This window comes from Pyramidobacter piscolens W5455 (assembly GCF_000177335.1).
GTDB lineage: Bacteria > Synergistota > Synergistia > Synergistales > Dethiosulfovibrionaceae > Pyramidobacter > Pyramidobacter piscolens.
Genome location: NZ_ADFP01000051.1, coordinates 51,406 through 75,550, shown reverse-complemented (window position 1 = coordinate 75,550; position 24,145 = coordinate 51,406). Strand labels below are relative to the sequence as shown.

Genomic DNA, 24,145 nt, shown 5'->3' with positions numbered 1-24,145 from the left:
TCAGCTCGAGCACCATGCGATCCGATAGAGCGGGCTTGTTTCTCTCCCGTTAATATTGGCGCATATGGATCGTCCATTTGGACCGAATCGACTGCGCAGCCCGCGCTGCCGTCTGCAGGCTTCATGTTATAATAACCTTGCAAGTAACATGACCTGCGCGCTCTCCCATGGTGCCACTCATAGACAGAGAGTCCCGGGCGTCGGTCTTCAGAGTTATTCTCGACGGAGTGCGCTCTCAATGAAGAATACGAATTCAGGAGTTCGCATGTCAAAACGTTGCGAAGGGAGGAATCTGTATGCCAAAAGTCGAATTCACAGTGACGCAGCCGGTGCTTGACTGGGTCGTTGCACAAACGCAGGATGAGCCGGTCAATGACGCAACGCTTCTTCGTTTGCACGCATGGAAGGAAGGCAAGGCCGTGCCAACGTTGAGGCAGATTGAAGAAGTCAGCAAAAAGACAAAAATTCCTTTTGGCTACTTTTTCCTGCAAAAGCCGCCTAGAGAAGACTTTCCGTTGATCGAGTATCGGACGATCGACAGCGGCAATGTACCCGTGCCGAGCAGAAATCTGCACGATATCGTCTTTAATATGGAGCAAGCGCAGGACTGGATGTCTCGATATGCCCAGGACAACGGTTATGACCCTGTCGCATGCGTTGGCCGCTGCTCGCCGGCTTCCGGCGTTTCTGCCGTGGTGACGGATATTCGAGAGATGCTCGGATTGCAAGAAGGCTGGTTTCGGGCAAAAAAAGCGCAGCGGCCGGACGATGCATTCAAATATTTGCGCAGGAAACTTGAAGCGTGCCGTATCATGGTGATGATGAGCGGCATTGTTGGCTGCAATACTCATCGTATACTGCGGCTGGATGAGTTTCGGGCTTTTACGCTTATTGACGCTTATGCGCCTCTGATTTTTATTAACGCGGCCGACGCTTGGGGGGGGCGTGTCTTCTCCCTGCTTCATGAAACGGCGCATGTGTGGATAGGACAAAATAGTCTTTACAATCTGCCGACGGAGAGCACGCAAAAAGTTAGCAGAACTGAAGTCCTGTGCAATGCCGTGGCGGCGGAAATATTGGTGCCTGCCAAGCTTTTTGCCGAGGCATGGGAAAAAGAATTTGCTGAAAATCTCGAGGCACGGATTGGCGCGGTTGTGCAGGGCTTCCCTTGCAGCCGCGAAGTGATTGCCCGTCGGGCGGCAGACCTGCGCTTGATTACAAAAGCTGATTATGCGCGGCTGATTGCCGCGTGGAGAAATTGTGCTGCAGAAAAGAAAAATAGTTCCGGCGGAAATTTTCTCACTACAGTCAAATCTCGCCTCGACCCCAATTTTGTTCTGGCACTGGATCGTGACACTCGTACAGGCCGGACGATGTTCACAGAAGCGTGCGAACTTACCGGCTTAAACCGTAAGAGTTTCGACACTCTTGTGCGACAGTTGACGGAGGCATAAAGTATGACACGCCACGCTTATCTGCTTGATGCCAACGTCTTTGTGGCGGCGTGGAAGCTTTACTATCGCCGCAGTTTTGCCCCCGCATTTTGGGAGCATCTTGATTCTTTGATTCGGCGGAAATCTGCATTCATCATTGAACCGGTATTCTTGGAAGTGTGCAATGGAAATGACGCCCTGGCGAGTTATGTGGCTGAGTACAAAGCTCTTGTCGCCAAGCCCGATCAGGGTACTTTAACTGCCTACGCAAAAGTGCTGCAAACCCTGTCGGACTGCGTGGAGCGTCAGCGTTATTATAAAAATGCAGCGCTGAGAAACTGGTCACAGCCAAATGTGGCAGATCCTTGGCTCATCGCTGTCGCAATGGCCAAGAATGCCATTATTGTCACACAGGAAGTTGGAATTCTGCGCGGCGCGGATCAGAGCTCCGGATTGATGGGCAACGCGAAGATTCCCGACATGGCCTGGATGATGGGCGTTCCCAGCATGGACATGTTTGACTTTATGGAGCGGACTGGTTTTCTCTGGCGACAGAATGGATAAAGCTATACTGCACCTGTAACGTCAATCAACCGATGACAGCGAACCTTTCAATTCTATAGAGGGCTGTCTCAAAACTACGGAACTGCCTTTAAAGACACATAATGTTACTTTGTTTTTTTGCGCGTATATTGTGTTTTAATGCCGAATAGAAATTACCAAAGGACAGCAAAAAGGCCGCCTCGGGTTGACTCTTGAGACGGTCTCTTTTTGTAAACGTACCGTGCCCGCGTATAGACACAGCATAAATTCGCTCTTTCGCCATCAACGCAGCTAACGTTTTTTAACGCGGCTCTGCGTTGGATAAAACAATTCTAGCGCAGAAAATGTATTAAAATCGCGTTGGCTCTGCGTTAGAGTTGCAATAAAGGCTGAAATGCTGCCCCATAAATGAGCGCTGACAGTGGAGTTCAAAAAAGATCAAGCGGTAAAAACAAGGCGCTACAACGTTTTAATACGCGCTGTGGCGCCTTGATCATACTATTGTGTTGTCGGCTTTATTGTTTTTTCGCGTTCGGCGTCATTCAGCCGCTCGATCACCACCGCCGATCTGTTGCTCAGATCGTCGGCGATCACGACCCCCGTGTCCCGCCACAATTAATTCGACCGCCGTATGCGACCCGATAAACCCGGCCCCGCCGGTAAGGAGAACGTTCATGGTTGTTTCCCTCCTGCATCAATACATCATTGTCTGAGCACAGTCATTAGAAGCATTTTTTTCTGATCTTATGCCAGCCTCTTTTAAAGGTGTAGATAAAGCCGTGATCCTGCCAGCAACGAATGCCGCCGCGAACTTTTCGGGGAAGCCAGGTTATGGTCCGTCCGATCCTGAAAGAGCGAGATGCTTTGAGGTACGTCAGTTCTCTTTGCAACGTCTGCAGTTCCTGCAGACGTTGCAAACTATGGTCTGTGTTTACCGCTTCCGGTCCCTTTTTACGCGCTCGCCCTTGGGGCGAGGACTGTGAAGCTCCCTCCAATAAAGATGGTGCATCGCTTTCAATCAGATAAAGTACCGCGCTGTCCCCCGGCACAAGGTCAAATAACACATATGCTTCACTACTTTTTTGCCGCACAGGAAGAAGTTCTTTGCGGTTGTCGCTTTCTCTGACACAGCATAGAGGAGCTGCTTGGGGACTTTTCAAGTACGCTTTGACTGTCAGTGGGAAGGTAAATAAAGTTCTTGGCAGGAAGGCGTCCGTGAAGTCTACGCTGAATCTCACCTGTGTCGGACCCTGCTCCAGCATGTGCAACGCGCAGTGCTGCCGCTCGTGGAGATAAGCCGCTGCTTTTGTGAAGTGGGCGACCCACAGAATCCCTTCGCTCTGTTTTTCGGCTAAAAACGTCAAATGTTCCATCGCGTCCTTTTCCCAAATCGGTCGGCAATGGGTAAGCTTATATCGGCAGACGTCATGCCACATTTCGATCGTCCACTGGTGCTTCTGACAGGCAACCTCCACCCAGCTGTTTCTATCTGCTGTTGTATACCCCCCTCCCCCGATATCATGCATGCCCAGATTCAGCCAGTTGAACTCCTCCTCTCCGTACTTTGGAGAAAGAGGGTTATTCCCGTCAGGACGGCAACGCACCGCAAAGATTCCATTCTCCTTGAAGAATCTATTTCCTGCGACAGAGATATCATTGTAAGGAGGCACATATGTGAAGGCAGGCGTTGAAAAATGTTCTTCATAGAAAGCTTTTGCATCTAGGATCTCATGTCTCAGCTGCGCCTGCTCATCTGTGCGTTTTGAAAAAGAGTTCATAGGAATATGGGAATAAGAATGATTTACCAGTTCCAGATAACCTTCTCGTTCGATGTTTTGCCAGATTTTTAAATTGGGTTCTATAAAGCAAACTGTCCCCGCTATCGTTGCATGAAGCTGTGTCTTCTTGCACAGCTCATTGAGGAGCAACCCTGAATCCAGAAAACCATCGTCGGAAATGATGGTACAGATCCCATTGCGATCGTTCCAAACCTCTGCGATATTGCTGTGAGAAAACATGGCTTTTTATCTCTCCTAATACGAATCTGATTTACAGGTCTTAAAAAATATTGTCGGCTCTTGAATCCTGCGTTCCATGTTATGCCAAGGGGCATCTTGAAGTTTTTTCATCTTATACTCCTTCTCATTTAAAGCACCTAACGATCCATTGTCTTGCGGTAATACTCCTAATGGTCTGAGCGGTGAGATTTCCGATCGTGCCGCACAGACGCTCGACAACGTTCTCAAGCGTCGAAAAAATCTCGTTTTGAAAGCCCTGACAGCGCAGCTCTCTCCAGATCTGCTCGATGGGGTTCATCTCGGGGGTATAAGGCGGGATATGGAACAGGGCGATGTTGGCGGGAACCTGAAGCGCTTTGGAGTTGTGCCAGGCGGCTCCGTCACAGCGGAGCGGAATATGGTCTTCCGGAAATCGGCGTGAAAGTTCCCGCAGGAAAATGTTCATACAATCGCTGTCGCAGTTGGGCATGATCAGAAAGAGGCTTTCTCCCGTAAGCGGCTCTACGGCGCCGTAAGCATAGCGGTATTCGCGGATGTGAAGGCAGGGAACGTTCGGTCAAATGCCTTCTGCACCAGCAGTATTTGGGCTTGTTGATTCTGCCGAAGCCGACTTCGTCCTGAAACATCAGTCTGACGTTCCCTGCTGTGGATAACTCTTTTAATTCCTGAACTCGAGCGTTAAGGACCCGCTAATTAAACCGCCAATGAGAAAGTATAATTAAGCTGTTCTAATCCCACGTCAAAGGAGAATTGAAGATGTCCCAACTCAGCTTCGGAGATATGGAATACGCAAACCGCAGAAGAAAAACCCGGAGAGAAGCGTTTCTTGAGCAAATGGATAAAATTATCCCGTGGGCTGATTGGGTCACCTTGATAGCGTCGCATTACCCGTCCGGCAAACGCGGACGTCCGCCGATCGGTGTCGAGACGATGCTGCGCATGTACCTTATGCAGAACTGGTTCAATTTGTCCGATGAAGGCATAGAAGACGCCATCTACGACAGCCATGCCATGCGCGCGTTCCTGAGGATCGATTTCCTCCAGCAGCAGGTACCGGACGCAACGACACTGCTGCACTTCCGTCACCTCCTTGAAAAGCATGAGCTTGGCAAAGTCCTGTTTGACGATATTCGGAGCGGACTTGATCAAGCCGGTTTGATCATGCACGGAGGCAGTGTCGTCGACGCAACGCTCATCAGCGCACCGAGTTCAACAAAAAAACAAAACGGTGAACGAGGTCCGGAAATGCATTCGACGAAAAAAGGCGGCCAGTGGTATTTCGGCATGAAAGTCCATGCCGGCGTCGACGCAGGAAGCGGGTATCTCCATACGATCACGGGGACCTCCGCCAACGTCCATGATGTGACGCAGACACATGCGCTGATACAAGACGACGATGAGATTGCCTACGGAGATTCAGGCTATATGGGCGTAGAGAAACGCAAAGAGATCAGAGAAGACGATCGCCTCTCAAAAGTTGATTTTCGTATAACCATGCGCCAGCAGCATGAAGGCATCGGGCATCGGCAAGTTGTTCGAGAAATACCGGGAGAGCCGTAAATCATCGACACACAGCAAAGTCGAACACCTCTTTCAGATCGTGAAGAGATACTTTGGCTGCCGCAAGACATCGTATCGAGGCATAGCGAAAGACATGAACAAATTCTTTGTCCTGTTTGGCTGCGCCAATCTTGTCATGTGCATTCGAGCTGGACGAACGGAAGAGTTTTCCGCCTGTGGGGCATAACTGTCTCCGTTTAACGGAGATGAGCCCTTCCAAGATCAATCAGGGGGCATAATATGCCTACAGGATGGTTATAGTTCCTTGAACTTTCAAGGCATTCATTTGAAAGTCCAATTGGTGTTTTCGTTTGAGCGAGATAATCAGCGGCTCCTTAATTTTTTTGAGGCCTCGACGGCCTCCTCGCTCGCTTTCCTGGGGTGACGGCTGCGCGGCATGACTTTTCTCCAGCCATGACGCTTCAGGACCGCGTAAATCTGAGTCGGAGCGATAGCATGTCCAACCGCGGTCTGATAGGCTTGGGCTATTTCCGCAACTGAAACGATTTCTCCTTTCCCGGCTTTCTCGAGATAAGGAGCAAGTACGGCTTCTTCCTGCTCACAGGTCATGTTCCGATGGTTGCCAAGGTAATGGCATTGCAGCATATACGAGAGGCCTCGATGGATAAACTGCGAGATGATCTTGCTGACGTTCGTGAAGTGGTATTCCGTGATTTCGCTGATTTCTTTCAGGGTTTTCCCTTCGGCACGCAAGCTAAGGATTCTCAGTTTGGCTTCGATCTTCTTGTTCCGGTTCTTTTTTCCGCGCAGCTTCGATTTCTGCTTGTTGCTCTGCTGTGATCTCGTATTTCACGGGCATTCTATATCACCTCGGAGGCGTTATAACTGAGTTACGGGAACTTGGGCTATACTAAAAGAAGTAGTAGTATTAACGCTATTTATTGGCACCATGTTTGCAGCGAAAAAACGACTTTTCGTGTCATATCGGCAGGTAAAAAATTACTTCTTTCTACACAAACGGTAGTCGAGAACATTCGATCCAACATTCTACGTTAAAGTTGAGATCACGGCTCTCTGTCTCTTACGTGCCTTTTGAGAATACATAAAGCATATCATTTAACCTGCGAACGTCAAGCGGTTACTCTGAAAACATTCATTCTTTTTGTGTTTTTGTATCTTCCGATGGAAACAAGACGAAAAAACGCTTCTGTGTTATACTTTTCGGGACCTTACGGATCATTCGCAAATCATGAAAAGTGTTGATCCCGCAGGAACGTTGTAACGATGTTCTGCATCATGGAACCATTTCGTTGAAACGAAAAGCGTTCAGAGGTCCTCTATATTGGGAAAAACAATGAAGGAGTAGTGAAATGTCATGCTGAAAATGGCCGAGCGCAAATCAGCCGATCCGAAAAACGGCGCGCTGAGCGTCGCCGAAGCGGCGTCGGAATCCGTGCCTTTCGATATAAACAGAGTATACTACATTTATGGAGCTCGAAACGGCGTCCAGCGGGGAGCTCATGCGCATAAAACGTTGAAACAGGTTTTGATCTGCGTTTACGGCAAAATAGAAGTTTCGCTGGACGACGGAAAGGGTGACGTGCGGACGACGGTGTTGGACGATCCCGGCTGCGGTTTGTTCGTCGGCCCAGGCATGTGGCGGACGATGAAGTGGCTGCAGGACGACAGTGTTCTTCTCGTCCTTGCGTCCGAACATTATGATGAAGCTGACTACATCCGCGACTATGACGAATTTATTGAATACGGCAAAAGAAGGAGTTAGACGCATGTCGAACAACTCGATTCCCTGCAACGCTTTAAAACCCGGCTTTGACAAATACCGAGACGAATATGTCGCTGCGGCCGAGCGCGTCCTCGATTCCGGCTGGTACGTGCTGGGGCATGAAGTGGAAGCTTTCGAACGAGAATTCGCCTCATACCTCGGCGCGCGCTGGTGCGTCGGACTGAATTCTGGATTGGACGCTCTGCTGCTTGCCGTGAGAGCGCTTGGAATCGGCAAAGGCGACGAAGTGATCGTGCCGGCCAATACGTACATCGCCACGGTTCTGGGAATCACCGAGAACGGCGCGACGCCAGCCTTCGTAGAGCCCGACGAATATCATAACATCGACCCCGACAAGATCGAAGCGGCGATCACCCCTTGTACCAAGGCGATTCTCGTCGTTCACCTGTACGGTCAGCCGTGCCGGATGGACAAAATCATGAAGATAGCCGCCAAGCATCGCCTGCCCGTCATTGAGGACTGCGCTCAAAGCCATGGCGCGGCGTTCGGCGGACAGATGACCGGGACTTTCGGCGCCATCTCCTGCTTCAGTTTTTATCCTACAAAGAACCTGGGCGGCTTCGGCGACGGCGGAGCCGTCGTCACCGACGACGAGACGCTCGCCGCCAAAGTGCGGTTGTACCGCAACTATGGCAGCGAGAAAAAGTATCACAATAAAGTACAGGGCGTGAATTCCCGCCTTGACGAGATCCAGGCGGCGCTGCTGCGCGTCAAGCTTTCTCACCTGAACGAACTGACGGCGGAACGGAAAGAACTTGCCGCAGTTTATAACGACGGCATCACGCATCCATCGATCGGATTGCCGCAGATCGCCCCCAGCGCGGAACACGTGTGGCACCAGTACGTCGTTACCTGTCCAAAACGCGACGAACTGCGCGCGTACCTCGAGGGCAAAATGATCGATACGCTGATCCATTATCCGATCCCGCCGCATCTGTCGGAAGCCTATCGCAGCCTTGGTTACGGCAGAGGCAGCTTCCCTCTGGCGGAAAAGGATGCCGATTCGGTCGTCAGCCTGCCCTTTTTCAACGGCATGTCCCTCGGCGACGCGGAATACGTCGTCAAGACGCTGAACGAATGGAGAGGGTAATCATGGAGAATGTTTTCGTTCATCCCCAAGCGCTCTGCGAATCGTCAAACGTCGGAGAAGGCACGCGCATCTGGGCGTTCGCGCACATCCTGCCCGGCGCGAGGATCGGCAAAAACTGCAACATCTGCGATGGCGTCTTCGTGGAAAATGACGTCGTCATCGGCGACAACGTCACGATCAAATGCGGCGTGCAGGTATGGGACGGAATTACCGTCGAAGACAACGTTTTTATCGGCCCTAACGCGACGCTGACCAACGACATGTACCCCAAAAGCCGCAATGCGGACTGGAAACTGCTTCGTACCGTTTTGAGAACCGGCTGTTCCATCGGCGCCAACGCGACGATCCTGCCGGGTATCGAAATCGGCGAAGGCGCGATGATCGGCGCGGGGGCGGTCGTGACAAAGTCCGTGCCGTCCTTTGCCGTGGTCGTCGGCAACCCAGCCAGAATAGTTGGAACAAAAGTTCCCACTCAGGGAGAGTAGATCCCATGTCAGATATGCGTTTGCGTGGACCCTGCGAGAGCGAGCACGCACAGGCACCGTTGATCAGCGCTCTCGTAATCGCGTACAATAACAGCGATTTCATATTCGATACTCTGCAATCGGTGCTTACGCAGGATTATCCCAATATAGAGCTCATCGTCAGCGACGATCATTCGACCAAAGGTTTCCCCGTGGATGAAATTATTGACTACATCAATAAGCATCGCGGCGAAAACATTCAACGCGTTCTCATCAACGAGAACGAGGAAAACATGGGGACGGTCAGGCACGTGGAAAAGCTGCGCGGCATGTCCCGCGGCGAGTACGAGCTCCTTATCGCCGCGGACGACGTATGGAAGGACTCTTGCGTTTTCAGCGATTTCATGGATTTTGTCAGCGCTCATGAAGACGAGCATGTCGAATGGGTCGTTTCTCAGCTTGAAATGTGCGACGAGCGGATGCATTTCGACCGGTTGTTCGTGAACGAGAATACCATTGATTTGCTGAAACGCGGCGATATGGAGGGGTTGCGGGAGCATATAGCCTCCGTCGCGATTTTGCCAAGCGTCGGCTGCATGTACAAGAAGAGCTTTTTCGATAAAATCGGGTCATTGAACGCCTATTCGCTGATCGAGGATTATTCGGCGCACGTTCGGGCCCTCAGAATGAACGTCCGCCCGTTCTATTTGGACCGTGTCACGGCCAAACACAGAGGGGGCGGCGTTTCGCATGGCAATCGGCGTTCTGGAAGCGAAAAAAGCGAGGTTTATTACAAGTATCGAAGAGATTTTATGCGGATTTTTGAAAATGAGATTGAGCCTCATCGTACGTTTTTTTCTGAAGAAGCTTATAACAGGGCGAGGCATTTATATAATTACAACAAAGATATCTGTGATAACATTTTGTCGATGCATGAAATATCGAAAAACGAATGCGATTTATCCGAAGGAACGACTCGGAGCATACTAGGTTCTGGCAATACTAAAAGGAAAATCATCGCGGCCATTTATCGCAAGAAGAACGCTGTCATTCGCCTGACTCTCAAGCAGGAGATTCTCGCAAGCTTCGTGCGCGGATCCTGTCTGCTGCTGTTCACCCTACTTTTCAAAAAATACTCGGCCGCATCCCCCATACTGCTTTACGCGCTGTGTCTGCTGGGGATCCTTGAATGTTGCGTGTGCCTGATAAAACTGCTCACGAACATCGCGATCAAAATTTACAGGATATATTTGCGCCGATGATCGATTGGCAGCGATTCGCTGAAAGGGGAACAGCATGAACTATTCAGACGCGAAATTTCTGGCGTGTATATACGGGATCCTGCGCGACCGTGCTGCGGAACCGTCGAAACTTCTTGGCATGGCTCAAGACTTGTGCCAATATGAAGGCATATTGCGCGAAAAATGTGCCGCGATGAAATTTTCGCCGACGACTCGACCGGCGTCGGAAAGCAACATCGCTCTTCTGTGCGCGCTGCATGAACTGGCTGACGTGATAGAGCGCAACGCGGCGGATCGTCCCGCGTTGCTGCAAGAATATTTAGCCAAAAAAACGAACGACCTGAAAGATGATGAGAAGAATATAAAAATAGCGTTCCTGACGCACGAATACTCCTGTTGGCCTTCGTTCAAGCCGATTTACGACCATCTTTCAAAGTTGGAACATATTGACGCGCAGATCATTGTGAGCTATTCGATCAACATGCACTTTGCCAATGTGTTTTACGACTTGAATTTTTACAAGTCGATGCTTAATGATTACAGAAACGCTGGATATAGAGAAGCGTTTTCTATGTACGAATACAATATAGCTGTGGAGTCGCCGGACATCGTGTTCTTCATGAAACCTTATTATTGCCGGGGAAATATGCCGTATTTTCAGGTAAACGACGTGGAGAAGCACACGCCCTATACGGTGTATGTTCCCTATTGTCTCGACACACAGGGCGGCAAGGAGCTGATCAAATATTTTTATCAGCTTGCCCCGTTTTATCACTTCTGGCGTATCATCGGCTACAGCAATATCTACAAGAAAATGCACGCCCGGTATGGCTACAGGAACGGGGAAAACGTGATGACCATCGGCCATCCTAAATTCGACATCGCTTATGACGCTTCGCACGCCCGATCGTCCAACTGCTGGCATGACGCCGTCAAGGGAAGGCCCGCCGTCCTGTGGAACACGCATTTCAGCATTGAAGAGGATGTGGGAGTCGGCACGTATTTTTTGTACAAAGACGTAGTTTTCGAGTACTTCAAGCAGCATAACGACATCGTTCTGATATGGCGCCCGCACCCCATTTTCTGGCAGCGTATTATGAAACAGAGTCAGGAAGTCGTCAGAGATTTCAAGAAAACGCTGAATGGACTTGCCAAATATGACAATATCATCATCGATAAACAGCCGGATTATCTCGATGCGTTCAGCGCTTCGACGGCGATGATCAGCGACGCGACGACGTTCCTGCTTGAATATCGTGCTTCCGGCAATCCGGTGCTCTATACGTCGAAGCCGGGCGGAGAACGTGTGTCGCATGAAGAATATCTCGAAGGCATTGTTGAAGCGGAAGGACCGGAAGATATTATCAGCTTTTTGGAAGCGGTGCGGACGGGGCAGACCGCGGAAATGCGCGCCGCGTCCGTTCAGTCGTTCAATAGGATTCTGGGACATTCGGACGGTCGTGTGAGCGAGCGGATTTGCGATTATGTATTGAAGGAAATGGATGCTGACCTCCAACGGCGCGCGGAATCGCTGTTCATTTCCCTGCAGAATGAGGGGCGAAGGGAGAGAGCAAAGTGAGCGAGGTTCAATATCCTCTTGTCAGCGTTATCGTTTTGAGTTATCAGAACGGCCGGTATCTTACGAGGTGCCTGGACTCCATCATGAAGCAGGATTACCCGGCGATTGAAATAATCGTTGCGGACGACGCCTCGGATGATTTCGATTCGAAGGCTGCCGAGGCGACCCGCGAGTACATAGATACGCATAAGAAGAAAAATATAAAGAACGTCCAAATCCTGACGGCGCAGAAAAACCTCGGCACTGTCAAAAATCTGCGCAAGGCTCTGGCGGTATACCAAGGCGACTATTACATCAATCTCGGAGCGGACGATCTCTTTGCTTACGACTCTGTCATCTCTGATTATATGTTCACGTTCAGAATGTACGGTTATGAGCCGTTGATTGTGTGCGCGCAGTGTGCAAAAACGGATTCCGAGCTGAACGTAACGGGCTATCACATGACGTTCCGGGATAAGCTCGATCTGCTGTCGCGAGATGCCAAACGGCTTTTCAGCCGCCTCTCTCACAGATGTCTTTTGATCTCCCTTTCCTCGTGTTACAGACGGGATTTTGGACGGGAAGTCGACGCCTACGATACCGCTTATAAATATTCGGAGGACATGCACACGTTCCAGCGGATGGCTCGCAAAGGGATCGTGCCAGTGTACATGGATAAATGTACCGTTCTGCATGTTGAAGGAGGAATCGCCAATAATTCAGGTGATTATCCGATAGAGGTTGTCGAACAATTCTACAAAGACAAACAGTTGATGTTCAAGCGGGAGATTCTGCCGTATCTGGACGAGCTTCTGCCCGAAGACAAAAAGGCCTTTCTTGAGAGGCTGCAATGGGAACAGCGTTCTTTAACGAAATTAAGACTGTTGGCTCTCAGAAAACTATCGTTTTTGAAAATCTTGGCCTTTATAGTGCGACGCCCGGATTTTTTATTCGATTTAGGGCGCGAAGTTGTGAGATATTCACTCACTAAGAATCTGTTGCTGTTTCCAAACATAAGCGCGACGAAAATCTACGTTGCGCTTGTTGCCATGTTAGCCGCTCTGTTTGTGCTCAGTACGGATATAAAGTCTCTCGAGCGTTTATTTAAAGAGAGCCTGTATTTAGGCATTTTCGTCTTGATGGCGGGATGTGTGTTCATACACGTAAGAAAATTGATTCGCTGTATTCGTGACGGTGGTTAAATGTCTCTTGAATAATGCTTTGTCAAATATTTCAATATGGTCAGGAGTAATGTTATGCAAATCTCATCGTTCATCGCGCAGCTCCAAAGAATAGCGTCGTCCCATTTTCTCGGAGTTCCCGACTCGCAGCTGAAGGCGCTGTGCAACTATCTCTATAAGAACTGCGGTATTTCGTCGGATCACATCATCGCCGCGAACGAAGGGAACTGCACGGCTCTGGCGGCAGGGTATTATCTGGCGACGGGCAAGGTTCCGGTCGTCTACATGCAGAACAGCGGCTTGGGCAACGTCGTCAATCCGGTCGCTTCGCTTCTCAACGACAAAGTTTACGGAATTCCCTGCGTTTTCGTGATCGGATGGCGCGGGGAGCCGGGGCTCAAGGACGAGCCGCAGCATATTTTTCAAGGCGCGGTTACCCTGGATCTTCTGAAAGTCATGGACATCGCCTCTTTTGTCGTGCGCAAAGACACGACGGAACAGGAGCTTGCGGCTCAAATGGCGGAATTTCAGCCGCTCCTGGCCGCCGGCAAAAGCGTGGCGTTTGTCATCGCCAAAGAAGCCTTAACTTATGACGAAAAAGTTTCTTTTAAAAACGATTTCACGATGACACGCGAAGAAGTGATTCGTCATATTACCGCGTTTTCCGGAGAAGATCCGATCGTTTCCACAACGGGCAAGGCGTCGCGCGAGCTTTTTGAAATTCGCGTCCGGAACGGCCAGCCGCACAAGTACGATTTCCTGACGGTCGGTTCGATGGGGCACAGCTCTTCCATCGCGTTGGGGATCGCTTTGAGCAAGCCGCATACCAAGATCTGGTGCATCGACGGCGACGGCGCGGCGCTGATGCACATGGGCGCTCTTGCGGTGATCGGTTCCCAGCGCCCCCGTAACCTTGTGCACATCGTCATCAACAACGGTGCGCACGAAAGCGTCGGCGGGTTGCCGACTGTGGCGCGTTCCGCCAGTCTTGCCAAGGTCGCCGAGGCTTGCGGCTATGTCAATGTCAAAACCGTCGGCACGTTTGCAGAGCTCGATGCAGCCTTGAAGGACGCCCGAAACGCCGATGAGTTGACATTCATCGAGGCGAAGACGGCGATCGGCGCCCGCGCCGACCTGGGCCGTCCTACCACAAGCGCTATGGAGAACCGCGACGGTTTCATGGCGTATCTGAAAGAGCTGCGGTAACGGATATGAAGGCGCTGATACTGAATTCGGGTATCGGAAAACGGATGGGAACGCTTGTCAAAGACCATCCAAAATGTATGACGCCTCTGCTTGACGGCGAGACGATCCTCAGCCGCCAGCTCTGCCAGCTGGCGGCCGCGGGGGTAAGAGAAGCGGTTATCACTACGGGGCCGTTCGAGCGTTTGCTGCAGTCTTACTGCAAAGATCTGGAACTGCCGCTGAAGCTGAATTTCGTACATAATCCGGAGTACGCTCAGACCAACTACATTTATTCAATTTATCAGGCGCGTTCTCTTCTCGACGACGAAATCGTCCTTATGCACGGCGATCTGGTGTTTTCCGATGCCGTGCTGGCGTCGGTGCTGAACAGCGTCGAAAACTGCATGACCGTCAGTTCGACGGCGCCGCTTCCGCAGAAAGACTTTAAAGCTGTCGTTCAAAATGGGCGTATCCTCAAGGTCGGCGTTGAATTTTTTGACAGCGCCCTGACGGCGCAGCCGCTGTATCGTTTGTCGCGGAGCAGCTGGCGCCGCTGGCTTGAAAACATTATTGCCTTCTGCGAGAGCGGCAAAAGAGCGTGTTACGCGGAAGTCGCCCTGAACGAAGTCCTGCCGGAACTGGAACTGAAGCCGTTGGACGTCAAAGACGACCTCTGCTGTGAAATCGACAATGAACGGGATCTTTTCCTGATCCGCAGCAAAATGGCGAAATTGCCAAAAGAATGAAAGGGCGTGTATCCTTCGATGAAAAGCGTTTATATCTGTTTTGGTACCGATGTTATTCATGGCGGTCACATCAGGATCTTAGAAAGAGCGGCCCAGTTGGGGCGCGTGACCGCCGGCGTGCTTACCGACACGGCGGTTGCCAGTTATCGCCGTTATCCGCTGCTGCCTTACGAGGAACGCAAGTCGATTATTGAAAATCTGAAGGGAGTCAGTGAAGTCGTTCCGCAGGATTCTCTGAGCTATGCCGAGAACGTCCGCAGGCTGCGCCCTGATTACGTCGTGCATGGCGACGATTGGCTGGAGGGGGCGCAGAAGCCAATCCGAGAGGAAGTCATCGCTCTGCTTGGAGAGTACGGAGGCGAACTTGTCGAGTATCCTTATTCCGACGACGAAAGTCACAAGCTGCTCGATTCCAGTGTTCGCGAGACGCTTTCGCTGCCTGACGTGCGCCGCAGCCGTCTGAAGAAACTGCTTGCCATCAAAAAGCCCGTGTCGGTTCTCGAAGCGCATAACGGCATCACGGGACTGATCGTCGAGAAGACATGCGTGGTCGAAAACGGACAGGCGCGCCAGTTTGACGCGATGTGGGTATCCAGTCTCTGCGATTCGACCGCCAAGGGCAAGCCGGATATCGAACTGGTCGATATGACCTCGCGCCTGCAGACGATCGACGAGATCATGGAAGTGACGACCAAGCCGATCATCCTTGACGGTGATACCGGCGGCAAGACGGAACATTTCGTCTACAACGTGCGCACGCTTGAGCGCATGGGCGTTTCGGCGATCATCATCGAGGATAAAGTGGGGCTGAAAAAAAATTCGCTTTTCGGCACCGAAGTCAAACAGACGCAGGACAGCATCGAGAATTTCAGCGCCAAAATCGCCGCCGGCAAAAAGGCTTTGCGGACCAAGGACTTCATGATCATCGCTAGGATCGAGAGTCTGATCCTCGAGCAGGGCATGGAAGACGCCCTGCGGAGAGCTTTTGCATTCGTCGCCGCCGGTGCCGACGGAATTATGATCCACTCGCGCAAAAAAGCTCCTGACGAGATCTTCGAATTCTGCGCCAAGTTCCGCGAGAAAGACGGAACGACGCCTTTGATCGTCGTCCCGACTTCCTTCAACGCCGTTACGGAAGAGGAATTCGCCAAACGCGGCGTCAATATCGTCATTTATGCCAATCACCTGATCCGCAGCAGTTTCAAAGCCATGCAGAAAACGGCCGAGATGATTCTTGAAGCGCACCGCTGCAAGGAAGTGGACGACAACTGCATCTCCATCAAGGAGATCCTGACGCTGATCCCGCAGCAGTGATTGCTCGCGAAAATGGCTGGACAGGCTCTTTTCGATCCGCTGTGCGCCGCCGCCGTGGCGTTTATGAACAAGGAAGAGCTGAAAGACAGACTTTCGGCTCTTCCCTGTTCGCGTATCCTCTTTTTGGCAAGTCCGTCGGCGTTGGAGCGTTGGAGGCTGGCGCCGCTCATCGAGGCGATGCGGGAGCGCGCCGTCGTGAACGTTGTAACCGCGTCGGCGAATAATCCGACGCCGAAAGATATCTGCGAAGCGCTGTTGAAGTTCGCCGGCGAGCCGATCGACGGTATTGCCGCGCTCGGAGGCGGCAGCATCATCGATCTTGCCAAAGGCATCAGCGCTTTTTACGATCCCGAATCGATCCCTGACGAAGCGCAGATCGTCGAGGGCGTTCGGCGGCACAGCTATCGCCTTCGCGATTCGTTTCTTCCGATCGTCGCGATCCCGACCACTGCGGGAACGGGGTCGGAACTCACGCAGTGGGGGACGATCTGGGATCTCGATGAAAAGAAAAAGTATTCGGTCGACGCGCCGATGCTCAAACCGCGGGCGGCATACATCGTGCCGGAACTGACGTTGACGCTTTCTCCTCCGGTCACTTTGAGCACGGGGCTCGACGCGCTGTCGCATGCCGTCGAGGCGTACTGGTCAAAGCGCACTTCTCCGCTGGTGCGGGCGCTGGCGTCGCAGTCGATCGGGATGATCCTCGGTTCTCTCGAACCGTTGCTTGCGCGGCCGCAGGATATGAAATTACGCGAAAAACTCTGCTGCGCGTCAGTGCTGGCGGGGCTGGCTTTTTCGCAGACGCGGACGACGGCGTGTCATTCGCTTTCGTATCCGCTGACGATGTTCTTCAATGTCCCCCATGGATTGGCGGCGGCCATGACGCTGGGCGCCGTGGCGCGGAGAAACGCGGGGCATTTCCCCGACGACGCGGAGCTCTTCGATCTGTTTGCGCCTTACGGCGGGGTTCAGGCGTGGCTAGACGGCGTGTGCGCGCAATTTCGTCCTTTGCGTCTTTCTTCTTTCGGCGTGAAAGCGGATGCTCTTGAAATGCTGTGCGATCACGCTTTTACCGCCGGGCGGATGGACAACAATCCCGTCGCGTTTTCACGGGACGACGCGCTGGCAATCCTCCGCGAGGTGCTGTAGCTCCGTTTTTTGCGCCAAAATAAAAAAGAGCTCTTTTCTCTGTATGACGCAAGGAAAAGACGCTCTTTAGAAAAAAGAAATAGGTTTATGGCGCCACTGAGTGAATGACGGTCAGGGCTGCTTTGTCCGAGTCGAAAAACGGGCGACGAAATGCAGGATCCACCGCAAGGGGGGAAGTATGACTTTTCGGATGCCCAAAACGTACAAAATGTTTTCGTACCTGACGTATTTGTAGTGGAGCTTGTGCGCGTGGTAATTTCTCATTGCTTCCGCGGCTTTTTCTTGAGGCAGCAGGTTTAAATATGGGATGATTTCATTCTCGTAGAGCGTGATGAAGTCGCGTCGGTATTTTTTGTACGCCGAGAACGTATTATTTGAGTTCCCGTGCGAAATGCCGCCCTCCCTGTGTTTTACGGACAGAATGTCCCTGTATTTGAACCGGACTCCCGCCCGCGCCAAGCGCAGATAGGCCGGCCAGTCCTCTATCATTGTATATTTATCCGCCAACGTGCCGATTTTGACGAGCGCGGAACGCCTGAAGACGACTGCCGGCGCGGCGATGAAACATTGTAAGGACAATTCCGAGAACAAGAGCGGCAGGTCGTCGGAGTTTATGACTTCCGCGAAGCGTTTTTCCGTAAACAGTCTGTCCGTGACGCGCAGATCTTCTTCGCACATCACGGACTGCGACGCGAGAACGCCGACGTCGTCGTCGAATTTTTCAAATTCGCTTACAAGACGGGATATCGTATCGCTGCTGTACAGTTCATCGTCCGCGGCCAAGGTCATGACGTATTTGCCCGAGCACAGTTTTAGCGCGATCTCGACGTTTTTTACAATGCCCAGATTGGTCGTGTTGTGGTTGACGCGCGTCTTTGCGGATCTTGCGGGCGAGCGGCGGGCGATGTATGTCTCGATGCCCCGAGCCGAAAAATCTTTGGAACCGTCGTCGCTGATAACGAGTTCTATTTCGCGGTAGTCCTGATCGATGATCGAATCGATCATGCCGCGGATATATTGGGAATTGTTGTATGACAGCACAATAAGAGAGATCGTCGGGTTGCTCATGAGGGAGCCCCTTTCTGTCGTTGTTGCGGCGCTGGACAAAAACGAACGGTCGTTGGCGGGACCGGTGCCGCGTTTGCAATTGTACAGCGCCGCGCTTTTTTATTCCAGTTCTTTGCCCTTGCGCCAAGGAGCGCTCGCTAGTCGCGACGTTGCAGAATATTTATCGAATGATGACTTCGCATTGTATAACTCAAGCCAAAGGAGCTTTCTCCCATGAAAGGAATCATCCTGGCCGGAGGTTCCGGCACGCGCTTGTATCCGCTGACCCGCGTCACTTCCAAGCAGCTTTTGCCGATCTACGACAAGCCGATGATCTATTATCCGCTTTCAACGCTCATGTTGGCCGGCATTCGCGATATCCTGATCATCTCCACTCCCGTGGACCTGCCCAACTTCGAACGTCTTCTTGGCGACGGTTCGGCGTTCGGCATCTCGTTGTCCTACGCCGTCCAGCCTTCTCCCGACGGTCTTGCCCAAGCGTTCATCATCGGCGAAAAGTTTATCGGCGGACAGGGCTGCGCCATGATCCTGGGGGACAATATCTTCTATGGCAGCGGCTTGGGGCGGCTTTTGCGCACCGCCGCTTCCCGGACGGAAGGCGCCACGGTGTTCGGATATTATGTGGACGATCCCTGGCGTTTCGGCGTGGTGGAATTTGACGCGCAGGGGAAAGCGATCTCTCTGGAAGAAAAACCGCGGCACCCGAAGTCGAACTACTGCGTGACCGGGCTCTATTTTTACGACGCATCCGTCTGCGAGCTGGCGAAGCAGGTGAAGCCTTCGCCGCGCGGCGAGTTGGAAATCACCGATCTCAACCGGCTCTATCTTGAAAAAGACGCGCTTGAGGTCGTCACGCTCGGGCGTGGTTACGCCTGGCTGGACACGGGCACCGTGGAGGCTCTGTCGCAGGCTTCGGAATTCGTGCGCGTCGTCGAACGGTCGCAGGGCGTGCAGATCTCCGCCGTGGAGGAGATCGCTTATATCAACGGCTGGATCGCGCGCGAGAAGCTCCTTGAATCGGCAAAACTTTACGGCAAGTCGCCCTATGGGGCCCACCTGAAGGCTGTCGCCGAGGGGAAATTCATCTACGGGAAGTAAACTCTGGTCACTGACATCATACCGCACTCGGAGGCGCTTAAAATGAAGATCGTTGTCACCGGCGGCGCTGGTTTTATCGGCGCCAATTTCGTCTATTATCTGCTGCACAAATATCCCGGGGATCGGGTTGTCTGTTTCGACGCTCTGACTTACGCCGGCAACATGGAAACGTTGGCGAAAGCGGCCGGCGATCCGCGCTTTTCGTTTGTCAAGGGCGATATTGCCGACCGCGGGCAGGTTGAGGCGCTGTTCGAAAGATATCGGCCCGACGTTATCGTCAACTTTGCCGCCGAAAGCCACGTCGACCGCTCGATCCTTGACCCGGGGCTGTTTTTGCGCACGAACGTGCTCGGAACCGGAGTGCTGATGGATGCGTGCCGCAAGTATGGGATCGCCCGCTTTCATCAGGTTTCGACCGACGAGGTCTATGGCGATCTGCCGCTCGACCGTCCCGATCTGTTTTTTACGGAACGCACGCCTCTGCACGCGTCGAGCCCCTATTCGGCGTCCAAGGCGTCGTCCGATCTGCTTGTGCTTGCTTACTGCCGCACGTTTGGACTGCCGGTCACGATCTCGCGCTGTTCCAACAATTACGGCCCGTATCAGTTCCCCGAGAAATTGATCCCGCTGATGATCGCCAACGCGCTGGCGGACAAACCGCTGCCGGTGTACGGCAAAGGCGAGAACGTGCGCGACTGGCTGTACGTGGAAGATCACTGCGCGGCCATCGACCTGATCGTGCGCCGGGGGCGCGGGGGAGAGATTTACAACATCGGCGGACATAACGAACGGACGAATCTGCAGGTTGTGAAAACGATCCTCAAAGAACTTGACAAGCCGGAAAGCCTGATCCGCTTCGTGACCGACCGTCCGGGGCACGATCTGCGCTACGCGATCGATCCGGCCAAAATCCACGCGGAATTGGGCTGGCTGCCGGAAACGACGTTCGACGAGGGGATTCGCAGAACCGTACGGTGGTATCTGTCGCACAAGGAATGGTGGCGGCACATCATCAGCGGCGAATATCGGAATTACTATGCCAAGATGGTATGAGGAACGCTGAAAACGTTCAACGCAAACAAGGCGCTTCCCCGATAGGCATTTTCGGGGAAGCGCCTTGCTTATTGACAATTACAGCTGAAGCTTTTTGTCGAGAAAATCTTGGTAGCGTGCGCAGATGTCATTCACCTGTTCTCCAAACTCGATTTGTTTTCCCTTGTGCAGCCATAAAACTTTGTTGCACAGGACGCGGACCTGTTCGAGCGAATGGGACACCAGGAGGGTCGTGGCGCCGCCACGGATAATTTCCATCATTTTTTTTTCGCTACGTTTGCGGAAGGCGCCATCGCCGACGGAAAGGACTTCGTCAAGGATTAGGATGTCGGGATTGACGAGTGAGGCAATGGCGAAGGCCAGACGTGATTTCATGCCTGACGAAAGCTGCTTGAACGGACGATCATGAAATTCTGTCAATTCGGCGAAAGCAATGATTTCGTCGTATTTGTCGTTCATAAAGCCGCGGGTATAACCTAGCATGGCGCCGCGAAGGTAGGTGTTTTCACGCACGGTCAGTTCTTCGTCGAAACCGCTGGCAAGTTCCAATAACGCGGAGATATTGCCTTGACAGTATACAGTGCCTTCAGTGGGTTTCATAATGCCGGAAATGGCTTTGAGCAGGGTCGATTTGCCAGCGCCGTTTGTGCCGATAATGCCGAGCATGTCGCCTTTTTCAAGCGAGAAGGTGATGTGCCAGTCGGCCCAGAATTCCTGCACATGATAGTCCTTTTTGATTTTTCGGATCACGTAATCTTTCAGGCCGATCGCTTTGAAATCTCCGGTTTTGTAACGAATCGAAACGTCCTTTAATTCGATGACAGACATAGCGATCACCCACTATACGTAATAAAGGAATTCGGTGTTGTATTTTCGATACATCCAGCAGCCGAGAAGAAGGACGACGGCAACGTCGAACGCCATCAGCAGATGGAAAGCGAAGCTGGGGACGGCGGCTTCGATGACGATTTTTCTGAAATAGCGAATGAAAAGATAAACCGGATTGAGCAGAAACGCGTGTTGTGACGCAGGGCTGAAGCTGTCGATGCTGTAGAAGATGGCGGACATGTACATGAGTAGCTGGGAAAAAATCGACCACAGATATTGAATGTCGCGGAAAAAAACGTACAGTGCCGACAACACTAGCCCCATGCCGATATTGAACAGCATTAGCAGTGCGACGGGATAGAGGAGAAAGAGAAATTTCCACATGAAGGTAATGTGGTCGATCAGGCAAAAAATAAAGAAAACGATAAGGGTTAAGCCGAAATTAATCAGGGTCTGGCTGTTTTTTGAGAGGATGAATAGATATTTGGGAATGTTGACCTTGGTAAAAATTGCGGCATTGTCAAGAAGCGAGGTCATTCCCTGCGCTGTGGACTCGTTAAAGTAGGCGAAGACAAGGTTGCCACAGAATAGGTAAGTGGTATAGTGCGACATGGTGCGTCCAAAAAAATGCGTGAAAACAAGACGCATGACCAGCAAGGTCACGAGCGGCGAAAGAATGCTCCATCCCATTCCGAGGACGGTTCGTTTGTATTTTTTCTTGAAATCGCGCTTCACCAGTTCCTCGAAGAGAAAACGGTGTTTTCTGTATTTTTCAAGCATGAGGCGCTCCTTGTTTTGGCATGATATTTAACAGTTTTCGGAGTTTTAAGTGTTAATGGCACTGGCGATGTTCTCATAACTGTGGGCGACGGCGATTCCGTAGCCGCTTTTATAGCGACTTCATATGCCAGGTGCAAACGGTTCTCCTTGCGTGGCTCTTTAGGGGATCTTACTTAAATCGGCACGCGGCACGACGTGCTCATTATACGAAAGGTTCCGGAAAAATGCCAGTTTGCACCGGATCCTGTTTTGTCGGGGGCGTTGCCGCGCTGTCTGCCGTTTGGTTTGTTTCGCGGGCGCACTGTCGCGCGAAGCGGCGGAGTGCAGAAGAGGAAATTCTTTTCGGGGAAGGTAAACTGGTTGTATTTAAGATGATGAAAAAGCACTCTTGATGATGTGACGGGAAAGGAGGTGAGAACGATGGCTGCACAGATTGTTCTTGCGAACTGCAAACTGCGGATCAAAACCAAGGCCGGCACGCTGGAGAACGGCGCCGACAAGGTAAAGAGCATCTCCCTGACCGGGATCCGGGAAGGCGCCGAGGGGCAGTCGCTGCTCGACGTGGCGGGCGCGATCGGCACGGTGATCAGCAATCCGGTATTGGAAGTGCTGCGCGTTGACGAGAACGTGGTTTCCGCCGAATAAGGCGGTTTGTGACGGGAAAAACGAAAGGAGGTGACGGGAATGCCCAAGACCCTTGCGATGAAATTCGGCCTGGCCAGCGGCGGCAAGCGCACCATTTCGGTGTCCGATGTGAAGGACGATTTGAACGCGGAGACGGTGACCGGCTGCATGAACGCCATCGTCGGCGCCGGCACGGCGTTCGACGACGCGCTGACCGGCGCTCTCAAGGCGGAAGTGACCGAGCGCACCACCACGGTGCTGCTGGACAACGAATAAACCGAAAACAAGAGCGGCGCTCCGCGGGACGCCGCCATAAAAATAGAGGCGGCGGAGAGTCTTTCTTTCCGCGCGTGATGACAAACGCCCGAGGCGAACGTACACAATGCGTTCGCCTCGGGCGTTTTTTTATTTACTGCCGTGAGAGTCCGAAAAAAAGGGCGCCGGTCACGCTGGAGGCAAAAAGCTCGCTGGCTGTTCGGGGACGCCCTGAATTCAGATATATTTCAAGAATCCCCGGATCGCGTATCCGCACATGTACTCTATTGATCGGAGCGCGCTCAGTCCCAGATGTTGCCGATAAATTTCCCATACGCCTCTGGCGGCGCGGAGTTTGCTGTGGTTGCGGGAGCCGGGGAGGATCAGGGTATCGGTCAGCGATTCCTGGCAGGCAAAGCAGTCGCACTCTTGGAGGCACTGGAGCCAGCACAGGTAATCTTCGTGAATGGCGCGGGCGTCCATGGGGTACTTTCGCGCCAGTTCGCTGCGGAGCATGACGGTGGAGCAGCCGATGGAGTTCCATTTGATCAGGTCGCCGCGGGCGATCCGCGGGGGAACCCGCGACACTTTGCACAGCGTCCGCGCCGGGTAAGAAATCATGTTGTAGGCGCTGCACAGGAAGGAAGCGTCTTTTTGCTCCGCCAAGGCAAGCTGCCGTTCGAGCTTGTCGGGATGGAAGACGTCGTCGCTGTCGAGAAAAGCGATCCATGGGGTCCTGGCGGCACGGGCGCCGCGGTTGCGGGAGTCGGCGGCGCCGAGGTTGCGCCGGTTGCACAGGACTTCAAAACGGGGGTCGCGCGCTGCGTAGCCGTTGGCGATCTTTAATGTCGCATCGTTGCCTTCCGGCCCGTCGACGATGACGTACGCGCGCCAATCGGGGCAGGTTTGGGCGATCAGGCTGTCGAGGGCGAGCGAGATCGTCCTTTCCGCCTTCGAAGCTGGAATGATGATCGAGCAAAGCGCTGGATTCATGCTGAACTGTCCTTTGCGAACAAACCATGGGAATAATCCTTCATGGGAATGAAAATGACACAACGATCTGTGAGGTTCAATCATTATACGGGAAGTCCCGAGAAAATGCCACTTGCACTCGGGCTCTCATCGCTCCGCAGGCGCCCGATCCTGCGGAGCGATTTTTATTTTCTCGAATGGTCAAAAGAGTTTACTCGTT

The 24,145-nt window shown here is 52.4% G+C and carries 25 protein-coding genes; 18 read left to right on the top strand and 7 right to left on the bottom strand.

Annotated features, from left to right (window positions below; genetic code table 11):
* Positions 1–296 precede the first annotated feature (296 nt).
* Positions 297–1,454, top strand: coding sequence for an ImmA/IrrE family metallo-endopeptidase (locus HMPREF7215_RS04715; protein WP_009164527.1), 1,158 nt, complete (start codon positions 297–299; stop codon positions 1,452–1,454).
* 3 nt (positions 1,455–1,457) lie between these two features.
* A complete protein-coding gene (locus HMPREF7215_RS12360) occupies positions 1,458–1,997 on the top strand; it encodes a DUF4411 family protein (protein ID WP_050768871.1) in 540 nt (179 codons plus the stop codon).
* Positions 1,998–2,698: 701 nt separating this feature from the next.
* Here HMPREF7215_RS12360 and HMPREF7215_RS04705 read toward each other — a convergent pair.
* Both HMPREF7215_RS04705 and HMPREF7215_RS04700 read right to left on the bottom strand, forming a co-directional pair.
* On the bottom strand, positions 2,699–3,994 hold the full coding sequence (locus tag HMPREF7215_RS04705; RefSeq protein ID WP_009164524.1) for a polysaccharide deacetylase family protein: 1,296 nt from the start codon (positions 3,992–3,994) through the stop codon (positions 2,699–2,701).
* Positions 3,995–4,118: 124 nt separating this feature from the next.
* Entirely contained in the window at positions 4,119–4,529 is a 411-nt protein-coding gene (locus HMPREF7215_RS04700; protein ID WP_083798257.1) for a transposase, read from the bottom strand.
* A 221-nt stretch (positions 4,530–4,750) separates the two neighbouring features.
* Between HMPREF7215_RS04700 and HMPREF7215_RS04695 the strand changes: the two genes are divergently transcribed.
* Positions 4,751–5,741 (top strand): IS5 family transposase gene (locus HMPREF7215_RS04695; protein WP_198004560.1). Its coding sequence is split into 2 segments (ribosomal slippage): positions 4,751–5,499 and positions 5,498–5,741, totalling 993 coding nucleotides; the frame shifts between segments, so codons are not numbered across the junction.
* A gap of 137 nt (positions 5,742–5,878) precedes the next feature.
* Here HMPREF7215_RS04695 and HMPREF7215_RS14050 read toward each other — a convergent pair.
* Entirely contained in the window at positions 5,879–6,124 is a 246-nt protein-coding gene (locus tag HMPREF7215_RS14050; RefSeq protein ID WP_040550509.1) for a helix-turn-helix domain-containing protein, read from the bottom strand.
* 51 nt (positions 6,125–6,175) lie between these two features.
* Between HMPREF7215_RS14050 and HMPREF7215_RS13565 the strand changes: the two genes are divergently transcribed.
* From HMPREF7215_RS13565 to HMPREF7215_RS12355, 11 genes are all read left to right on the top strand, one after another.
* Positions 6,176–6,355 (top strand): hypothetical protein, encoded by a 180-nt coding sequence (locus HMPREF7215_RS13565; RefSeq protein WP_198004558.1) that lies wholly within the window; start codon positions 6,176–6,178, stop codon positions 6,353–6,355.
* A gap of 535 nt (positions 6,356–6,890) precedes the next feature.
* Positions 6,891–7,298 carry a sugar 3,4-ketoisomerase gene (locus HMPREF7215_RS04685; RefSeq protein WP_009164520.1) on the top strand — a complete coding sequence of 136 codons (408 nt, stop codon included), beginning with the start codon at positions 6,891–6,893 and terminating at the stop codon, positions 7,296–7,298.
* Between the two features lie 4 nt (positions 7,299–7,302).
* Complete coding sequence (locus tag HMPREF7215_RS04680; protein WP_009164519.1) at positions 7,303–8,409, top strand: DegT/DnrJ/EryC1/StrS family aminotransferase; 1,107 nt, start codon at positions 7,303–7,305, stop codon at positions 8,407–8,409.
* Between the two features lie 2 nt (positions 8,410–8,411).
* On the top strand, positions 8,412–8,894 hold the full coding sequence (locus HMPREF7215_RS14110) for an acyltransferase (protein WP_009164518.1): 483 nt from the start codon (positions 8,412–8,414) through the stop codon (positions 8,892–8,894).
* 5 nt (positions 8,895–8,899) lie between these two features.
* Positions 8,900–10,135 carry a glycosyltransferase gene (locus tag HMPREF7215_RS04670; protein WP_040550467.1) on the top strand — a complete coding sequence of 412 codons (1,236 nt, stop codon included), beginning with the start codon at positions 8,900–8,902 and terminating at the stop codon, positions 10,133–10,135.
* 34 nt (positions 10,136–10,169) lie between these two features.
* A complete protein-coding gene (locus HMPREF7215_RS04665) occupies positions 10,170–11,693 on the top strand; it encodes a CDP-glycerol glycerophosphotransferase family protein (protein ID WP_009164516.1) in 1,524 nt (507 codons plus the stop codon).
* Positions 11,690–12,874 carry a glycosyltransferase gene (locus tag HMPREF7215_RS04660; protein ID WP_009164515.1) on the top strand — a complete coding sequence of 395 codons (1,185 nt, stop codon included), beginning with the start codon at positions 11,690–11,692 and terminating at the stop codon, positions 12,872–12,874. Before HMPREF7215_RS04665 ends, HMPREF7215_RS04660 begins: the two co-directional genes overlap by 4 nt.
* 54 nt (positions 12,875–12,928) lie before the next feature.
* Positions 12,929–14,059 (top strand): phosphonopyruvate decarboxylase, encoded by a 1,131-nt coding sequence (aepY, locus tag HMPREF7215_RS04655; RefSeq protein ID WP_009164514.1) that lies wholly within the window; start codon positions 12,929–12,931, stop codon positions 14,057–14,059.
* A gap of 5 nt (positions 14,060–14,064) precedes the next feature.
* The gene (locus HMPREF7215_RS13560) at positions 14,065–14,784 is read left to right on the top strand and encodes a phosphocholine cytidylyltransferase family protein (protein WP_009164513.1); all 720 of its coding nucleotides are present in this window, start codon (positions 14,065–14,067) and stop codon (positions 14,782–14,784) included.
* Positions 14,785–14,802: 18 nt separating this feature from the next.
* Entirely contained in the window at positions 14,803–16,098 is a 1,296-nt protein-coding gene (gene aepX / locus HMPREF7215_RS13555) for a phosphoenolpyruvate mutase (RefSeq protein WP_040550502.1), read from the top strand.
* Positions 16,099–16,110: 12 nt separating this feature from the next.
* Positions 16,111–17,247, top strand: coding sequence for a phosphonoacetaldehyde reductase (locus tag HMPREF7215_RS12355; protein ID WP_156797434.1), 1,137 nt, complete (start codon positions 16,111–16,113; stop codon positions 17,245–17,247).
* A gap of 111 nt (positions 17,248–17,358) precedes the next feature.
* Here the strand turns inward: HMPREF7215_RS12355 and HMPREF7215_RS04635 are convergent, their stop codons facing one another.
* Positions 17,359–18,315, bottom strand: a complete 957-nt coding sequence (locus tag HMPREF7215_RS04635) for a glycosyltransferase family 2 protein (RefSeq protein WP_009164510.1) — start codon at positions 18,313–18,315, stop codon at positions 17,359–17,361.
* Between the two features lie 213 nt (positions 18,316–18,528).
* On the opposite strand from HMPREF7215_RS04635, the gene rfbA reads away from it, so the two are divergent.
* Entirely contained in the window at positions 18,529–19,413 is an 885-nt protein-coding gene (rfbA, locus tag HMPREF7215_RS04630) for a glucose-1-phosphate thymidylyltransferase RfbA (protein ID WP_009164509.1), read from the top strand.
* A gap of 42 nt (positions 19,414–19,455) precedes the next feature.
* Positions 19,456–20,466, top strand: coding sequence for a dTDP-glucose 4,6-dehydratase (gene rfbB / locus HMPREF7215_RS04625; protein ID WP_009164508.1), 1,011 nt, complete (start codon positions 19,456–19,458; stop codon positions 20,464–20,466).
* Positions 20,467–20,544: 78 nt separating this feature from the next.
* Here rfbB and HMPREF7215_RS04620 read toward each other — a convergent pair whose 3' ends face one another.
* The gene (locus tag HMPREF7215_RS04620) at positions 20,545–21,294 is read right to left on the bottom strand and encodes an ABC transporter ATP-binding protein (RefSeq protein ID WP_040550464.1); all 750 of its coding nucleotides are present in this window, start codon (positions 21,292–21,294) and stop codon (positions 20,545–20,547) included.
* Positions 21,295–21,306: 12 nt separating this feature from the next.
* Entirely contained in the window at positions 21,307–22,074 is a 768-nt protein-coding gene (locus HMPREF7215_RS04615) for an ABC transporter permease (RefSeq protein ID WP_009164506.1), read from the bottom strand.
* 420 nt (positions 22,075–22,494) lie between these two features.
* On the opposite strand from HMPREF7215_RS04615, the gene HMPREF7215_RS04610 reads away from it, so the two are divergent.
* A complete protein-coding gene (locus HMPREF7215_RS04610) occupies positions 22,495–22,719 on the top strand; it encodes a DUF1659 domain-containing protein (protein ID WP_009164504.1) in 225 nt (74 codons plus the stop codon).
* A gap of 39 nt (positions 22,720–22,758) precedes the next feature.
* On the top strand, positions 22,759–22,974 hold the full coding sequence (locus tag HMPREF7215_RS04605) for a DUF2922 domain-containing protein (RefSeq protein WP_009164503.1): 216 nt from the start codon (positions 22,759–22,761) through the stop codon (positions 22,972–22,974).
* Between the two features lie 216 nt (positions 22,975–23,190).
* Here the strand turns inward: HMPREF7215_RS04605 and HMPREF7215_RS04600 are convergent, their stop codons facing one another.
* Positions 23,191–23,946, bottom strand: a complete 756-nt coding sequence (locus HMPREF7215_RS04600; RefSeq protein ID WP_009164502.1) for a glycosyltransferase family 2 protein — start codon at positions 23,944–23,946, stop codon at positions 23,191–23,193.
* Positions 23,947–24,145 lie beyond the last annotated feature (199 nt).

Excerpts from the sequence above, each read along its gene's own strand:
- HMPREF7215_RS04715 (WP_009164527.1), top strand. The coding sequence starts at position 297 with ATGCCAAAAGTCGAATTCACAGTGACGCAGCCGGTGCTTGACTGGGTC.
- HMPREF7215_RS12360 (WP_050768871.1), top strand. The coding sequence starts at position 1,458 with ATGACACGCCACGCTTATCTGCTTGATGCCAACGTCTTTGTGGCGGCG.
- HMPREF7215_RS04705 (WP_009164524.1), bottom strand. The coding sequence starts at position 3,994 with ATGTTTTCTCACAGCAATATCGCAGAGGTTTGGAACGATCGCAATGGG.
- HMPREF7215_RS14050 (WP_040550509.1), bottom strand. The coding sequence starts at position 6,124 with ATGACCTGTGAGCAGGAAGAAGCCGTACTTGCTCCTTATCTCGAGAAA.
- HMPREF7215_RS13565 (WP_198004558.1), top strand. The coding sequence starts at position 6,176 with ATGGATAAACTGCGAGATGATCTTGCTGACGTTCGTGAAGTGGTATTC.
- HMPREF7215_RS04685 (WP_009164520.1), top strand. The coding sequence starts at position 6,891 with ATGCTGAAAATGGCCGAGCGCAAATCAGCCGATCCGAAAAACGGCGCG.
- HMPREF7215_RS04680 (WP_009164519.1), top strand. The coding sequence starts at position 7,303 with ATGTCGAACAACTCGATTCCCTGCAACGCTTTAAAACCCGGCTTTGAC.
- HMPREF7215_RS14110 (WP_009164518.1), top strand. The coding sequence starts at position 8,412 with ATGGAGAATGTTTTCGTTCATCCCCAAGCGCTCTGCGAATCGTCAAAC.
- HMPREF7215_RS04670 (WP_040550467.1), top strand. The coding sequence starts at position 8,900 with ATGTCAGATATGCGTTTGCGTGGACCCTGCGAGAGCGAGCACGCACAG.
- HMPREF7215_RS04665 (WP_009164516.1), top strand. The coding sequence starts at position 10,170 with ATGAACTATTCAGACGCGAAATTTCTGGCGTGTATATACGGGATCCTG.
- aepY (WP_009164514.1), top strand. The coding sequence starts at position 12,929 with ATGCAAATCTCATCGTTCATCGCGCAGCTCCAAAGAATAGCGTCGTCC.
- HMPREF7215_RS13560 (WP_009164513.1), top strand. The coding sequence starts at position 14,065 with ATGAAGGCGCTGATACTGAATTCGGGTATCGGAAAACGGATGGGAACG.
- aepX (WP_040550502.1), top strand. The coding sequence starts at position 14,803 with ATGAAAAGCGTTTATATCTGTTTTGGTACCGATGTTATTCATGGCGGT.
- HMPREF7215_RS12355 (WP_156797434.1), top strand. The coding sequence starts at position 16,111 with ATGGCTGGACAGGCTCTTTTCGATCCGCTGTGCGCCGCCGCCGTGGCG.
- HMPREF7215_RS04635 (WP_009164510.1), bottom strand. The coding sequence starts at position 18,315 with ATGAGCAACCCGACGATCTCTCTTATTGTGCTGTCATACAACAATTCC.
- rfbA (WP_009164509.1), top strand. The coding sequence starts at position 18,529 with ATGAAAGGAATCATCCTGGCCGGAGGTTCCGGCACGCGCTTGTATCCG.
- rfbB (WP_009164508.1), top strand. The coding sequence starts at position 19,456 with ATGAAGATCGTTGTCACCGGCGGCGCTGGTTTTATCGGCGCCAATTTC.
- HMPREF7215_RS04620 (WP_040550464.1), bottom strand. The coding sequence starts at position 21,294 with ATGTCTGTCATCGAATTAAAGGACGTTTCGATTCGTTACAAAACCGGA.
- HMPREF7215_RS04615 (WP_009164506.1), bottom strand. The coding sequence starts at position 22,074 with ATGCTTGAAAAATACAGAAAACACCGTTTTCTCTTCGAGGAACTGGTG.
- HMPREF7215_RS04610 (WP_009164504.1), top strand. The coding sequence starts at position 22,495 with ATGGCTGCACAGATTGTTCTTGCGAACTGCAAACTGCGGATCAAAACC.
- HMPREF7215_RS04605 (WP_009164503.1), top strand. The coding sequence starts at position 22,759 with ATGCCCAAGACCCTTGCGATGAAATTCGGCCTGGCCAGCGGCGGCAAG.
- HMPREF7215_RS04600 (WP_009164502.1), bottom strand. The coding sequence starts at position 23,946 with ATGAATCCAGCGCTTTGCTCGATCATCATTCCAGCTTCGAAGGCGGAA.